Consider the following 14,732-nt stretch of genomic DNA (forward strand, 5'->3'; position numbering starts at 1 on the left):
GCTTAATTTTTCACCCCCCCAAACCCCTACAACCACGTCCAACGCCCCTTTTTCCCCCCCGGCCCCCCCCCCCCCCCCCCGGCCCCCCCCCCCCCCCCCCCCCCCCCACCCCGGCTCCTACAGGGATTTGTGGTGATGCATGAATTCCGGGCACAAAAAAAGCACCCCGCAGGGTGCTTCTTTTTTGACTCTTGAACCTGAGTACTTAGCGATTCTGTTCGTTCTGCCCCAGAATCAGCTTGCCTTCCTTGTCGACCGGAATCTGGTTGCCCGGATCGCGATCCATCCGCACCTTGCCTTCCTTGCCATCCAGCGAATAACGAACGTCATAACCTACAACCTTGTCGCTGATGTCATTCACTGTATTACAGCGAGTCTGCGTCGTGGTGTAGGTGTCACGCTCCTGCATACCTTCTTGAACTTTGTTGCCTGCATAACCACCACCGACCGCGCCCGCAACCGTGGCAATTTTCTTGCCGGTGCCGCCGCCGATCTGATTACCCAGCAAACCACCTGCCAGTGCACCTACCACCGTACCGGCAATCTGGTGTTGATCTTTCACCGGCGCTTGCCGGGTCACTGCTACATCCTTGCACACTTCACGTGGAGTCTTGATTTGCGTCTTGACCGGCTCAACGGCGAGTACTTGCGCATACTCCGGGCCGTTATTTTTAACCAGACTGTAGGTGGCCACAGCACCCCCGGCAGTCACACCGACAGCACCCAGTACAGCACCAACCAGCATCGACTTGTTCACATGAACCTCCTGACCATCACCCGCGGAACATGTCCGCGCTTCTCCCAGCCTTGGAGCACAAAAAAAGGCGCGAGTTCAACTCGCGCCTTTTTGGGCTGACAGCGGGGAATGCGAGGGCCGTTATGGACGGTCGTCGACTTCCTTGTCAGTGGCCACAGGAGGAATCAGGTCCTCGGTGCTCAGGTTCAGCCAGATCAGCACCACGTTCGCGATGTAGATCGACGAGTAAGTACCCGCCAGAACACCGATAAACAGGGCGATGGAGAAGCCGAACAGGTTATCGCCGCCGAAGAACAGCAGGGCCGCGATTGCCAGCAACGTGGAGATCGACGTCGCCATGGTCCGCAGCAGGGTTTGCGTGGTCGAGATATTGATGTTCTCGATCAGGCTGGCCTTGCGCAGCACACGGAAGTTCTCACGAACCCGGTCGAATACCACGATGGTGTCGTTGAGCGAGTAACCGATGATCGCCAGCACCGCCGCCAATACCGTCAGGTCGAAGGTGATCTGGAAGAACGACAGGATACCGATGGTCACGATCACGTCGTGGATCAAGGACACGATCGCACCGACCGCAAACTTCCACTGAAAGCGGAAAGCCAGGTAGATCAGAATGCCACCCAGCGCCATCAGCATGCCGAGGCCGCCCTGGTCGCGAAGCTCTTCACCGACCTGAGGGCCGACGAACTCAACGCGCTTGACCGACGCCGGGTTGTCGCCGCCGACCTTCAACAGCGCTTCTGCCACCTGATGGCCCAGCTGCGGATCTTCACCCGGCATGCGCACCAGCAGATCGGTGGTAGCACCGAAGCTCTGCACGATCGCTTCGTGATAACCCGAAGTGGCCAGTTGCTCGCGCACCTTGGTAACGTCGGCCGGACGCTCGTAGGTCAGCTCGATGAGCGTACCGCCGGTGAAGTCCAGGCCCCAGTTCATGCCCTTGGTGGCGACGCTGAACAAGGCCAGCGCAGTAAGGAACAATGTGACGCCGAACGCAAAGTTGCGAACGCCCATGAAGTTGATTGTACGTAACATGGCAGCCCCTTAAATCCACAACTTCTTGAAGTCACGACCGCCGAAGATCAGGTTGACCATCGCGCGGGTCACCATGATGGCCGTGAACATCGAGGTAAAGATCCCGAGGGACATGGTCACTGCGAAACCTTTGACTGGACCTGTGCCCATCGCAAAGAGAATCCCGCCGACCAACAGAGTTGTCAGGTTGGCGTCGAGAATCGCAGTAAATGCCCGGCCGAAGCCTTCGTTGATTGCCCGTTGTACGGTCATGCCCGCCGCAATCTCTTCACGAATCCGCGAGAAGATCAGAACGTTGGCGTCGACCGCCATACCCATGGTCAATACGATACCGGCGATACCCGGCAGGGTCAGCGTTGCACCCAGCAGCGACATCAGGGCCAGCAGCAGCACCATGTTCACAGCCAGAGCGACGGTGGCGATGATGCCGAAGAAGCGGTAGATGGCGATGATGAACAGCGAGACAAACAGCATGCCCCACAGCGATGCATCGATACCCTTGACGATGTTGTCGGCACCCAGGCTCGGGCCAATGGTGCGCTCTTCAGCGAAGTACATCGGTGCAGCCAGACCACCGGCACGCAGCAACAGCGCCAGTTCGGACGACTCGCCCTGGCCGTTCAGGCCAGTGATGCGGAATTGAGCACCCAGCGGCGACTGGATGGTCGCCAGGCTGATGATCTTCTTCTCTTCTTTAAACGTTTGAACCGCTACGTCTTTCTCGACGCCGTTAACCACTTGCTTGGTGTAAGTGGTGACCGGACGTTGCTCGATGAAGATCACCGCCATGCTGCGACCGACGTTGCTGCGGGTCGCACGGCTCATCAGCTCGCCACCGTGGCCATCCAGGCGGATGTTCACTTCTGGCGTGCCATGCTCGCCGAAGCCAGCCTTGGCGTCAGTCACCTGGTCACCGGTGATGATCAGGCCACGCTCGATCTGTGCCGGCGGACGATTGCCTTCACGGAACTCGAACGTCTCGGAAGTGGCTTTCGAAGCGCCAGGCTCTGCAGCCAGACGGAACTCAAGGTTGGCCGTCTTGCCGAGGATACGCTTGGCTTCAGCGGTGTCCTGCACGCCCGGCAGCTCAACCACGATGCGGTTGGCGCCCTGACGCTGAACGATCGGTTCGGCAACACCCAGCTCGTTGACGCGGTTACGTACCGTGGTCAAGTTCTGCTTGATGGAGTATTCGCGGATTTCCGCCAGCTTGGCCGGGGTCATCGCCAGACGCAGCACCGGTTGGCCATTGAGGTCGGCCGGAACAATGTCGAAATCGTTGAAGTTCTTGCGGATCAGTGTGCGGGCCTGTTCGCGGGAAGCTTCATCACTGAAACCCAGCTGAATGGCGCCGTTGAGTTGCGGCAGGCTGCGATAGCGCAGTTTCTCTTTACGCAACAGGCTCTTCACATCGCCTTCGTACACTTTCAAGCGTGCGTCGATGGCTTTGTCCATGTCCACTTCGAGCAGGAAGTGCACACCACCGGACAAGTCCAGACCCAGCTTCATCGGGTGCGCGGCGAGGCTGCGCAGCCATTGCGGGGTGGTTTGCGCCAGGTTCAGTGCAACGACGTAGTCATCACCCAACGCCTTGCGCACGACGTCTTTGGCCGGCAGCTGGTCTTCAGCCTTGGTCAGGCGAATCAGACCGCCCTTGCCGTTGGCCGCCAGGGTGGCTGCCTTGACGTTGATCCCGGATTCCTTGAGCGCAGCGCTCACACGATCCAGATCAGCCTGATTGACTTGCAGCGCAGTGCTTGCGCCACTGACCTGAATGGCCGGGTCATCAGGATATAGATTGGGAGCGGAATAAATCAGACCGACCGCCAGCACCGCCAGGATCAGAATGTATTTCCACAGAGGGTATTTGTTCAGCATCACGCCGCCCGCTTATGACGCGGGGCGCCTTGCGCGCCCCGTCGATTGAGTAGAAGTTGAAACTTAGATCGCTTTCAGCGTGCCTTTTGGCAGCGTGGCGGCAATGGCGCCTTTCTGGAACTTCATTTCGACGGTGTCGGAAACTTCCAGAACCACGAAGTCGTCAGCCACTTTAGTGATCTTGCCGGCGATGCCGCCGGTGGTCACGACTTCGTCGCCTTTCTGCAGGCTGCTCAGCAGGTTCTTCTGCTCTTTGGCGCGCTTGGCCTGTGGACGCCAGATCATCAGGTAGAAGATGACCAGGAAACCGACCAGGAAAATCCACTCAAAACCGCCACCCATTGGGCCGGCAGCGGCCGGTGCAGCAGCGTCAGCCATGGCATTCGAGATAAAAAAGCTCATTTAGCACTCCAGTTGCAAATGTTGAATCTTGGGGTCAGAAAACTCAGTCCAAAGGCGGAACAGGTAACCCGCGTTTGGCGTAGAAGGCATCGACAAAGGCGGCCAATGTACCCTGTTGAATAGCCTCGCGCAAACCAGCCATAAGCACTTGATAATGACGCAAGTTATGGATGGTATTGAGCATGCTTCCCAGCATTTCGCCGCACTTGTCCAGGTGATGCAGATAAGCGCGGGAGAAGTTCTGGCAGGTATAGCAATCGCAGGTCGGATCGAGCGGCGAATCATCATGGCGATGGAACGCGTTACGGATCTTCAGCACGCCGGTATCAATGAACAGATGCCCATTGCGGGCATTACGGGTTGGCATCACGCAATCGAACATGTCCACACCGCGGCGCACACCCTCAACCAGATCTTCCGGTTTGCCAACACCCATAAGGTAACGAGGTTTGTCAGCCGGCATCTGGCCCGGCAGGTAATCCAGCACCTTGATCATCTCGTGCTTCGGCTCGCCCACCGACAGACCGCCGATGGCCAGGCCATCGAAGCCGATCTGGTCGAGGCCTTCCAGCGAACGCATGCGCAAATCCTGGTGCATGCCGCCCTGAACGATGCCGAACAGCGCTGCCGTGTTGTCGCCATGGGCCTCTTTCGAACGTTTGGCCCAACGCAACGACAGCTCCATCGACACGCGAGCGACATCTTCGTCGGCCGGGTACGGGGTGCATTCGTCGAAAATCATCACGATGTCAGAGCCCAGATCACGCTGGACCTGCATCGACTCTTCCGGCCCCATGAAGACTTTGGCGCCATCGACCGGAGAGGCGAAGGTCACGCCCTCCTCCTTGATCTTGCGCATCGCGCCCAGGCTGAACACCTGGAAACCGCCGGAGTCAGTCAGAATCGGACCTTTCCACTGCATGAAATCGTGCAGGTCGCCGTGCTTCTTGATCACTTCAGTGCCAGGACGCAGCCACAAGTGGAAGGTGTTGCCCAGAATGATTTCCGCGCCGGTCGCGACGATATCCCGCGGCAGCATGCCCTTGACGGTGCCGTACGTGCCCACCGGCATGAAAGCCGGGGTCTCGACGGTACCGCGAGGGAAGGTCAAACGACCGCGACGAGCCTTGCCGTCGGTAGCAAGCAACTCAAACGACATACGACTTTGGCGACTCATTCTGTTTCCTCGGGGCTACGTGGCGCGGGGTTACGGGTGATAAACATCGCATCACCGTAGCTGAAAAAGCGGTATTCATGCTCCACGGCGGCTTTATAGGCGGCCATGGCTTCGGGATAACCGGCGAACGCCGAAACCAGCATCAACAGCGTGGATTCAGGCAAATGAAAGTTGGTGACCAGGGCATCGACCACATGAAACGGCCGGCCCGGGTAAATAAAGATGTCGGTGTCGCCGCTGAACGGCTTGAGCACGCCATCGCGCGCGGCACTTTCCAGCGAACGCACGCTGGTGGTCCCCACCGCCACCACACGACCACCGCGAGCACGGCAAGCGGCGACGGCATCGACCACGTCCTGGCCGACTTCCAGCCATTCGCTGTGCATGTGGTGGTCTTCAATCTTCTCGACCCGCACCGGCTGGAACGTGCCCGCGCCCACGTGCAAGGTCACGAACGCGGTCTCGACGCCCTTGGCGGCAATCGCGTCCATCAGCGGCTGATCGAAATGCAGCCCCGCCGTCGGTGCCGCCACCGCGCCCAGACGCTCGGCATACACCGTCTGATAACGCTCGCGGTCCGAGCCTTCGTCCGGGCGGTCTATATAAGGAGGCAACGGCATGTGCCCGACGCGATCGAGCAGCGGCAACACCTCCTCGCTAAACCCCAGCTCGAACAACGCATCGTGACGCGCCAGCATCTCGGCCTCGCCACCGCCATCGATCAGGATCTTCGAACCCGGCTTCGGCGATTTGCTGGAACGCACATGCGCCAGCACGCGATGACTGTCGAGCACCCGCTCCACCAGGATTTCCAGCTTGCCGCCGGAAGCCTTCTGGCCAAACAGCCGCGCCGGAATCACCCGGGTATTGTTGAACACCATCAAATCGCCCGGGCGCAAATGCTCAAGCAAATCAGTGAATTGACGGTGTGCCAGGGCGCCGCTGACCCCATCAAGGGTCAACAGGCGACTGTTGCGACGCTCGGCCAAAGGGTGGCGAGCAATCAGCGAATCAGGGAGTTCGAAAGTAAAGTCAGCAACGCGCATGATGGGGTTCGTCTAGCAGGGCCCGGAAGTCTAGCGGAAATAGTGAAAATTCTCCATGTACCTGATTGACCGACGGTTATCTCATCTCTATACTTCGCCGCCATTGAGCCCTGATGGCGGAATTGGTAGACGCGGCGGATTCAAAATCCGTTTTCGAAAGGAGTGGGAGTTCGAGTCTCCCTCGGGGCACCATATAGCAGTATCTGAAAGTCTCTACCAGGCTTTCAGACCCAGAGAAACCGGCCACTTGGCCGGTTTTTTTGTGCCTGTCTATCTACCCCTGTCTCTCCCTATACGTTGTATCCCTGTATCCCTGCTTGTATCCTGAGAAAAATACCGAACTTTGGGATACAAGGATGAAGCGCGCAGATATCAAGCGCCGCCCTCTCGCAGACACGACACTTGCGGGGCTGGAGCCGGAATCAAAGGAATACCGGGAGCTCGACGGAAACGGCCTCTACTTCAGGGTCAAACCGGATGGTGGTAAATCCTGGCAGCTCCGCTACAAACGTCCGGCGGGAAATTGGGCTTGGATGGGGCTCGGGGGTTACCCGGAGGTAAGTGGTGCGTTGGCACGGGACAAAGCTGCCGATCTACGCAAAGTAGTGAGTAGCGGCGCCGATCCCCTTGAACAAAAGCGATCCGCGAAAGCTGCTATCGATGCGGCCAAAACCCGAACCTTTCGAGCTGCCGCTGATGCTTGGCTCAAAGCGAAAGAGGAAAAGGGTCTCGCATCCTCCACCCTCAACAAAATCCGCACCTACCTCGACAAGGACATACTCCCAGCACTGGGAGACAAGCCTCTAGACGAAATCACACGCACCGATTGCGCAATGCTTCAGGCATCCATCGAAGCCCGGGACGCACACAACGTGGCTGAAAAGTGTCGCACCTGGATAAATCAAATCTTCGGGCGAGCTATCGGATTAGGCCTGACTGAAAACGATCCAGGTAGCCGCCTTCGTGACATTGCGGCCCAAGCCCCTAAGACTCAGCAGCATCCACATTTGCTGGAGCCTGAACTGGGTGAGTTTCTCCAGGCACTCAAAAACACACCGGCCAGATTGACTGCTCGCACCGCTGCCTGGCTTTGCGTATGGACGGCATCGCGACCTGGCATGGTCCGTTTGGCTGAATGGAAGGAGTTTGACCTTGAGAAAGCCATTTGGACCACGCCCGCCGCCAAGATGAAGATGCGCCGAGATTTTGTCTGCCCCCTTCCCCTCCAAGCAGTCGCAGCGTTGAAAGAGCTGCATTGCTTAACAGGGCGGAGTCGCTGGCTCTGCCCCGGAGTCGGAGCCAAAAATCCAACCATCAGCGAAAACACGATCAACAAGGTCTTCGCCACCATTGGCTATAAAGGCCGTTTAGTTGGACACGGTACTCGGCACACCGCGAGTACGCTGCTTCGAGAACATGGCTGGCCGAAAGAACATGTTGAAGCGCAGCTTGCTCACAAAGAGGAAGGTATTTCTGGGGTATACAACAAGGCTCAATACCTTGAGCAACGCGTAAAGATGATGCAATGGTATGCAGACCACCTTGATGCGCTAGCAGCAGGAAATGTGGCGAATAGGCAGTTTGGAAAGGCAGTCTGAAGACCACGCCCCCCCCTGAAAAATTGGTGTAACGCGTGTTACAGGTGTAACGACCCAATTTAACCGTTTGAAATTATTGAATTTTTTGACTGTAACACCTGATCATGACTCAACGTATTCGAAGTGTAACTCGGCCATGACGTGTAACAGCCGTAGGCACCCTCACCCTTGCAGCCGCCTTGCTCGATGAGCGCCCTCACGCCTGCGGGACAGACCCCGCTTGCGAATACTCAACTGACATAATTCGCTGGCTGAGCGCTAAAACCTAGGGCGTGGGATCGCGGGAGAGTGAGTGTCTAAACTCTCTCCAGATGAATAATTCACCGCCGTGAAAGCCGCCTCGATGAAAGTGAAAAATTGCGCTGAAGCAATTACTGTACTGCCGCGTTCACCCTGTGTTGCACCTGTATTGACTACACATTCACCGATCTAGAGATAAAGTAGTTTTCTTCGTCTAGATAAATGTATAGATAGATACCCCTGTATCCATACCCAGGGGTTTTCTATGACACACCAGACCTTCAAATCAGCAAATTCTTTCGAAATCCACTCGCCCGAAGCGACCGACATAAACGCTAGGCGAGCCAGTCACCCTGCTGCTGACCCTTCAACAATTCTGATTCGTATGCCGGAAGTAATGGCCATCGTTGGACTAGCACGCCCAACGATTTACAAACTGATGCAGCAAGCGGATAGCGACTTCCCACTTCCAGTAAAACTAAGCGGTAGCAAGGCTCGCGGAGCGCCTGTCGCATGGGTTCTTGATGAAGTTCAAAGTTGGGTGCGGGCTCGCATTTCGGCAAGAAACAAGGTGGCAGCATGAGAAGACCACCTCCTTCGCTTTCAAAACTCAGGTCATTTCAGGCATTGCACGAAGTTGGATTTTCCAAAACACGCATCCAACGTTTCGAGCGATTGCGCAGAAAACATGAGCAGCGTGGACGGACTCTAGGCGTATTGAGCTGGTCGGATGGCGTTTGGTGCCTGCTGATCATGCACGCAGATCAGTTGCGTGTTGTTGTCTTGGGTGAAGCCCAGGCAGCAGATGCTTATAACGATGCTCGCAAGATGATTCGCGATGGCTATTCCCCCGTACTCACCTTGCGCCACGAGCGCCATGCTTGAAATGAAAACGCCCCCGGGAGCGATCCGGAGGCGTTGAGGTAAATCTACATGCCCGCACAATTTATGCCGCATCGGAAAAATGCGCAAGATCTCCACACGGTTGCACTTTTGAAACCGGGACGCTACTCTTCGGCCGTCGCTGCAAATTCAGCGACCGGGTTTTGCAGCCCGAACATCGTTAGGCGCATGAGCGCCACCGTTCCGAAAGCTGGCGCTTTTTTCATGTCTGCAACTTCGTTTTATGGTGGCTGTGCGTGGGGCGCTTTCGAGCGCGCCGGGTGCCTAACGTCCCGGTCTGCAAACCTGCGTACAGCCGCCACCCAATCTTGTTTTGCAGCAAGTAGTGGCGGTTCCTCAACGTTAGGAGCCTCACCGCATGAATCATGCCCTCAATCCGTTCAAAAATCGCGCCGCTGCACATCGTGCAATGGCTCTCGCCGCTTTACACGCCAACTCCAGCCTCGCTACACGTCTTGCCCGCTACAACGACCACATGGCCAAAGCTCGCGCACTCGAAACCGCAGGCGGTGCCCAATGAACAACGCCCTGAGCTTTTCACTCCCCGAAGATTTGCTATGCGTTAATCCAACCGTAGAAGCCGGTGTGCCAATCGACGCCATCACCTGCGCCATTGCACGCGCCGATTCGGTGCTGACGCTGCTCGAAGATCACTTCGAAAACGAATCCTCGCGCCTCGCCAATCATGTGATCGCAGCCGTCCTTTGGGACGTACGCGGCACTCTCGGCCTGATCAAAACCCTCGCCTTGCACGGTGACACAACCTCCATTCCGGCTGCGCAGAAAGGCGGTGCGCTATGACCACATCCACCACCCTTGGTAACGCCACATTTACTCGCGTGAACGCTACCGATTTGAAGTTGTTCCGGGTGAATGCCGGAGTACCGGTCGAAGACGCACTGGAGATGGTTTCACTGCTGCAGCATCACGCCAACCAGCTCAACTTTGACGCCGCCATGAGCGACAGCGGCGAGCGTTTCAGTTGGCCCGCTCTGTACCTGGGCGAGATGGCCAAAGCCCTGATCGATGACATCAACGACGCGCTGTTTTTGCCGAGGACTGACGCATGAGCCAACGCCCAAGCAACTCCGCGAAACGTCCCAGCTTCGCCGACGTGAAAGCCGCTGCACTGAGAGACATTGATCGTGTCTTGTCGCACTGGCTACCAAACGGCAAGCGCGTAGACGGCGGCAAGGAGTACACCGCTCCCAATCCGACCCGCAGTGACAAACGCGCCGGTTCGCTCAAAATCAGTTTGAGCAAGGGCACCTGGTCCGACTTTGCCACTGGCGACAAGGGTGGCGACCTGATCGATCTGGTGCGCTATCTGGACGGCGGCACCTACGTCGAGGTCTGTAACAAATTGGCGGATATCCTCAACGTTTCGCCCGGCGCCGCCCAGGCGAAGCCAGCGCCCGCCAAGACAAAAGCATCTGAGTGGAGTGCCATTCAACCGATCCCGGCCGAGGCCATGAACAAGTGCCCGGCCAAGCACCGGCAGCACGGCGCGCCGTCCAAGGTGTGGATCTATCATGATGCACAGGGACAGCCACTCATGGCGCTCTACCGCTTCGACCTCGGCCCCGATGAAGACGGCAAGCCGAAGAAGGTCTTTGCCCCCCTGACGTGGTGCCAGCGCGCCGATGGCCAGACCACGCAATGGCGTTGGCAGGGTCTGCCCGATCCACGACCACTGCTGCGCCTGGATGACCTGGCCCAACGCGCTGACGCACCGGTTGTTCTCTGCGAAGGCGAGAAAGCTGCCGACGCCGCCGCCGAACTGTTGCCGGGTCACGTGGCCACCTGCTGGCCGAACGGTTCTAATTCCTGGCACAAGGCCGACCTGAGACCACTCAAAAGTCGCGACGTGCTGTTGTGGCCAGACAACGACGCCAGCGGCAAAGCCTGCATGGAAACCGTCGCCGACAAGCTGCGCGAGATCGGCGCCGCCTCGGTTCGTGTCATTGCGTTAGAAGTGTTCAAACGCAAGCCCACGCTGAAGAACGACCGCGCCGTCTTCGCCAAAGGTGGTCAATGGGAAGACGGCGACGATGCCGCTGATGCGCTCACCAAAGGCTGGACAGCGGCTCACTTCGCCGAGCTGGAAAGCAGCGGTGAACTGTTTGGTGTGGTTGTGGAAAAGCCGGAGCCTGAGCAGGCCGAGACCAAGCCGGAACCGAAGACAAAAGCAGCGGCCAAGCGTCCCTCTAAGCCGAAAAATGATCTGATGCCCGGCGGCTTTCGCCTCACGTCCGAAGGTGTGTTTTATTCGGGCGACGACGGCGAGGCGCGGCCGGTGTGTTCGTCACTGGAAATCCTTGCCCGCACTCGCGACGACAAAGGCCAGAACTGGGGTTTGTTGGTCGAGTTCGACGATCCCGACGGCGCCAAGAAACGCTGGAACATTCCGGCGCGCACGATGACCGGCGATTTCGGCAAAGACGTTCTCGGCCCACTAGTAGATATGGGGCTGCGCCTCGCCGGTAGTCGCTCCGGACGCAATGCACGCAACGACCTGCAGAGTTACCTCGGTGGCTTCGACAGCGCGCAACGGGCACGACTGGTTACCCGCCTGGGTTGGCACGACAACGCTTTTCTGCTGCCCGAGCAGCAGGTCGGCGCGCACAGCGAACACCTGCACTTCTACGAGGCCGGCTCTCAGCTTCCGCCGATCAGTGAAGAAGGCACGCTTGAGCAGTGGCAGGAGCAGATCGGCGCCCTGTGCGTCGGCAATCATCGATTGGCGTTCGTCGTCGGCGTGGCCTTTGCTGGCCCGCTGCTGCACATGCTCGGCCATGAGTCGGGCGGCTTCCACTTGTACGGCGACAGCTCAGGCGGCAAGACCACGCACCTGCAAGTTGCCGCCTCAATCTACGGCGGGCCGCGTCTGGTGCGTTCGTGGCGCTCCACCGACAACGCGCTGGAATCCATCGCCGCCGCGCATTCCGATGGTCTTCTGGTGCTGGATGAAATCGGCATGTGCGATCCGCGCATTATTGGCGAGACGGTGTACATGCTCGGCAACGGCACCGGCAAGGCACGCGCCAATGACCGAGGCCAAGCAGGCCGCCAGGTACAGGAGTGGCGCCTGCTGTTTCTCTCCACCGGAGAGAAGACGCTGGCTCAGCACATGGCCGAAGCCAACAAGGAACTGAAAGCGGGCATGGAAGTACGCATGCTCGCGGTCCCGGCCGATGCAAGTAAAGGCCTCGGCATGTTCGACGCGCTCAACGGCTTCGAGGATGCGGCGGCACTGGCTGACGCGCTCAAGGCACGGGTAGCGAAGTACTACGGCACACCGCTCACCGCCTTCCTAACAGCGCTGTGCGAACCCGGCAAACGCCACGGTTGGTCCGCCATCCTACGCCGCACGTTGGAAGGGTTTATCGCCCAATCACTACCGGCCTCGGCCAGCGGACAAGCACACCGTGCGGCCGCTCGCTTCGGTCTCGCGGCCGCAGCCGGCGAGCTGGCCACCGCGATGGGGATTACCGGCTGGCCTGATGGAACTGCGACCACCGCCGCTCGCGTGTGCCTCAACGCCTGGATGAACGAGCGTGGCGGCGCCGGGAACTTCGAAGGTGATGCGATCTTGACGCGGCTGCGCCAGATCATCGAGCGCTTCGGCGAAAGTCGTTTCACCCGCTGGGAATCGGCGGCGGCAAAGATCGACGAACACGGCCCGCGCACCATCGACCGCCTCGGCTTTCGCAAGACGCTGGAGCACGGTTTGGGCGACGCCCTGCACACCACGAACACCTATTACGTGCTGCCCGAGGCATGGCGCTCGGAGATCTTCCGGGGCATGAACATCAACGCCGTGAATAAGGAGCTACTGCAGCGCGGAGTATTGGAACCGAGCAGCGACGGTAAGGCGTCGAGTCTGGTCCGGCTGCCCGGCCTCGGTCAGCAACGCTGCTACATCGTAAAGACGATTCCGGGAACGGATGAGAGCGAGGCTCGGGCTGCCTGAGGGCATCTCTGCTGATAGAGGTAGCGCCGGCTTATTCCCGGCCTCGCCAGCCACTCAACCACCCCCCATTCGAATTGAACAGAGACTAAACACATGAACGATATTCAAGACTTGAAAGACCGTCGCGACCAACTGCTGAGCGAGGCAGGACGACTCCACGCCGAAATGCTGCCGCTTGAGGCCGTGCTGGAAAGTGCAGACCCCATCGAGCCGGATCGAAAACGCGAACTGCGGGACAAGTACAACGACCTGAAACGGAATTTCGATTCGCGCAATCTCAATGCCGACCTATTAGATAGGAAGATCAGACGCCGTGAGAACCTCGCCAATTGCGATTCCTTGATGGCGGGTTACATCGAAGCGATGGATAACTGGAAAGCGGATGAACAGGAGCTAAATGAAAAGCGCCAGAGCCTCAGCACCCGTCTGGCACAGATCCAACAACAGGCGGTTGAGGACATGGCCAAAGCCCGTCAGGCCGAAACGGACGCAGCCACTGCGTACGCGCAGGCCGTCGCATGGGGCGACACCGAAGGCGAGCAGACCGCCAACGTCGACGCACAAAAGGCCGCGAAGAATCTGACAGCAGCCGCCGAACATAACCGTCGGCAACACCTGATCATGGCTGCTCTGGAGCAGGAGCTGGTCACCGTAGATAAATACATCGCCGAAGCACAAGAAAAGCATAAAGGGATAGAACACACCGCCCTTTGGCTTTCGCAGACAGTACTGGAGGAGCAATGGAACGAGGCCGCAAATGCGTTGCTAGATGTGGGTGGCAAGCTGTGGGCCAACTACAACCTGCTGGGACATGACCCGGTAGGGCTCATGAAACTGGCCGTACCCGAGCGAGGCGAAAATCATGGGCAGTGGGGGTGGCACGAGCTAATAGACCGCTCTCGTCAATACAGCGCGCGGAACTTAGTCCAGCTCAACAGTCTGCCGGTACTGCAACAGCTTGAAGATCAGAGCAATCCCGAACAACGCAAGGATGAACACAATGAACAAGCCACTACAGAACAGCGCGAGCTGGTCTGACACCCTCAAAACTCGGAAGGCTTATCTCAACGCCCTGCTGAAAATCATAAGCGCGGGTGCGGGCAAAACCAGTCAAACGCAAACACTGACCATCAACGCGATTAAAGCGGAAATGGTGCACATTGATAGCCAACTGAATCGCCGAAAATAGTGCTGACTTGTAACCAGCATAATCTATCTTAATAACCACGCACGACCACACTGAGCAAAGGAAACACGATGTCCAAACTCGCAGAATTCCGCCAACTGGAAAAACATCTCGCCGAACAACTCCAGGCACTGGAAGCACTGAAAGGTGATGATGGACTGAAGAAAGAAATCGAGTTCGAAACAAAGCTGCGTAAGCTGCTCGATCAGTATGGATTCAACCTGAAGCACATCATTAACCTGCTCGACCCACAGACCTCGGCCCGACGCCAATCTGCAGCTCCGGCCGCCAGCACACGCAAACCACGCGAACTCAAGGTGTATAAAAACCCGAATACCGGTGAAGTCATTGAAACCAAGGGAGGGAACCACAAATCGTTGAAAGAGTGGAAAGCAAAACACGGTGCCGACGTCGTCGAGGGATGGTTGAAGAAGTAAAACAATACCTCCTGAAAAAGGGCCCAGACGGGCCCTTTTTGGGGAGTGGTGCTCGGCTAAAAAGTAAATAAATCTCGTAGAAAGCTCACAGCTGACTGGC

At 57.9% G+C, this 14,732-nt stretch carries 16 protein-coding genes and 1 tRNA gene; 11 read left to right on the forward strand and 6 right to left on the reverse strand.

Annotated elements, in window-relative coordinates:
* Positions 1 to 205 precede the first annotated feature (205 nt).
* From FBY04_RS05480 to queA, 6 genes are all read right to left on the reverse strand, one after another.
* Positions 206 to 757: a glycine zipper 2TM domain-containing protein gene (locus tag FBY04_RS05480; RefSeq protein WP_084320773.1), complete on the reverse strand. Its 552-nt coding sequence runs from the start codon at positions 755 to 757 to the stop codon at positions 206 to 208.
* A 120-nt stretch (positions 758 to 877) separates the two neighbouring features.
* Positions 878 to 1,792, reverse strand: coding sequence for a protein translocase subunit SecF (secF, locus tag FBY04_RS05485; protein WP_084320772.1), 915 nt, complete (start codon positions 1,790 to 1,792; stop codon positions 878 to 880).
* Between the two features lie 9 nt (positions 1,793 to 1,801).
* A complete protein-coding gene (gene secD, locus FBY04_RS05490; RefSeq protein ID WP_084320771.1) occupies positions 1,802 to 3,670 on the reverse strand; it encodes a protein translocase subunit SecD in 1,869 nt (622 codons plus the stop codon).
* Between the two features lie 63 nt (positions 3,671 to 3,733).
* Positions 3,734 to 4,072 (reverse strand): preprotein translocase subunit YajC, encoded by a 339-nt coding sequence (gene yajC / locus FBY04_RS05495; protein ID WP_007916913.1) that lies wholly within the window; start codon positions 4,070 to 4,072, stop codon positions 3,734 to 3,736.
* Between the two features lie 43 nt (positions 4,073 to 4,115).
* Positions 4,116 to 5,231, reverse strand: a complete 1,116-nt coding sequence (gene tgt / locus FBY04_RS05500) for a tRNA guanosine(34) transglycosylase Tgt (RefSeq protein WP_162491076.1) — start codon at positions 5,229 to 5,231, stop codon at positions 4,116 to 4,118.
* A gap of 14 nt (positions 5,232 to 5,245) precedes the next feature.
* Positions 5,246 to 6,295 (reverse strand): tRNA preQ1(34) S-adenosylmethionine ribosyltransferase-isomerase QueA, encoded by a 1,050-nt coding sequence (gene queA, locus FBY04_RS05505; RefSeq protein ID WP_145314726.1) that lies wholly within the window; start codon positions 6,293 to 6,295, stop codon positions 5,246 to 5,248.
* Positions 6,296 to 6,402: 107 nt separating this feature from the next.
* On the opposite strand from queA, the gene FBY04_RS05510 reads away from it, so the two are divergent.
* From FBY04_RS05510 to FBY04_RS05555, 11 genes are all read left to right on the forward strand, one after another.
* Positions 6,403 to 6,487, forward strand: a tRNA-Leu gene (locus tag FBY04_RS05510).
* A gap of 164 nt (positions 6,488 to 6,651) precedes the next feature.
* Positions 6,652 to 7,893 (forward strand): integrase arm-type DNA-binding domain-containing protein, encoded by a 1,242-nt coding sequence (locus tag FBY04_RS05515; RefSeq protein ID WP_145314727.1) that lies wholly within the window; start codon positions 6,652 to 6,654, stop codon positions 7,891 to 7,893.
* Positions 7,894 to 8,398: 505 nt separating this feature from the next.
* On the forward strand, positions 8,399 to 8,716 hold the full coding sequence (locus FBY04_RS05520; protein ID WP_145314728.1) for an AlpA family transcriptional regulator: 318 nt from the start codon (positions 8,399 to 8,401) through the stop codon (positions 8,714 to 8,716).
* Entirely contained in the window at positions 8,713 to 9,018 is a 306-nt protein-coding gene (locus FBY04_RS05525) for a hypothetical protein (RefSeq protein WP_145314729.1), read from the forward strand. Before FBY04_RS05520 ends, FBY04_RS05525 begins: the two co-directional genes overlap by 4 nt.
* Positions 9,019 to 9,394: 376 nt before the next feature.
* Positions 9,395 to 9,556 (forward strand): hypothetical protein, encoded by a 162-nt coding sequence (locus FBY04_RS32310; RefSeq protein WP_178118258.1) that lies wholly within the window; start codon positions 9,395 to 9,397, stop codon positions 9,554 to 9,556.
* A complete protein-coding gene (locus FBY04_RS05530) occupies positions 9,553 to 9,837 on the forward strand; it encodes a hypothetical protein (protein ID WP_145314730.1) in 285 nt (94 codons plus the stop codon). Before FBY04_RS32310 ends, FBY04_RS05530 begins: the two co-directional genes overlap by 4 nt.
* On the forward strand, positions 9,834 to 10,106 hold the full coding sequence (locus FBY04_RS05535) for a DUF3077 domain-containing protein (RefSeq protein WP_145314731.1): 273 nt from the start codon (positions 9,834 to 9,836) through the stop codon (positions 10,104 to 10,106). The genes FBY04_RS05530 and FBY04_RS05535 overlap by 4 nt, the downstream gene beginning before the upstream one ends.
* Positions 10,103 to 13,009: a DUF927 domain-containing protein gene (locus FBY04_RS05540; protein ID WP_145314732.1), complete on the forward strand. Its 2,907-nt coding sequence runs from the start codon at positions 10,103 to 10,105 to the stop codon at positions 13,007 to 13,009. The genes FBY04_RS05535 and FBY04_RS05540 overlap by 4 nt, the downstream gene beginning before the upstream one ends.
* 93 nt (positions 13,010 to 13,102) lie before the next feature.
* Positions 13,103 to 14,047, forward strand: a complete 945-nt coding sequence (locus FBY04_RS05545; RefSeq protein WP_145314733.1) for a chromosome segregation protein SMC — start codon at positions 13,103 to 13,105, stop codon at positions 14,045 to 14,047.
* On the forward strand, positions 14,010 to 14,198 hold the full coding sequence (locus FBY04_RS05550) for a hypothetical protein (protein WP_145314734.1): 189 nt from the start codon (positions 14,010 to 14,012) through the stop codon (positions 14,196 to 14,198). Before FBY04_RS05545 ends, FBY04_RS05550 begins: the two co-directional genes overlap by 38 nt.
* Positions 14,199 to 14,266: 68 nt before the next feature.
* The gene (locus FBY04_RS05555; protein WP_145314735.1) at positions 14,267 to 14,632 is read left to right on the forward strand and encodes a histone-like nucleoid-structuring protein, MvaT/MvaU family; all 366 of its coding nucleotides are present in this window, start codon (positions 14,267 to 14,269) and stop codon (positions 14,630 to 14,632) included.
* The last annotated feature ends 100 nt before the right edge of the window (positions 14,633 to 14,732 follow it).

Origin of the sequence: Pseudomonas sp. SJZ080, from assembly GCF_007828295.1 — a bacterium.
Taxonomy (GTDB): Bacteria; Pseudomonadota; Gammaproteobacteria; order Pseudomonadales; family Pseudomonadaceae; genus Aquipseudomonas; species Aquipseudomonas migulae_A.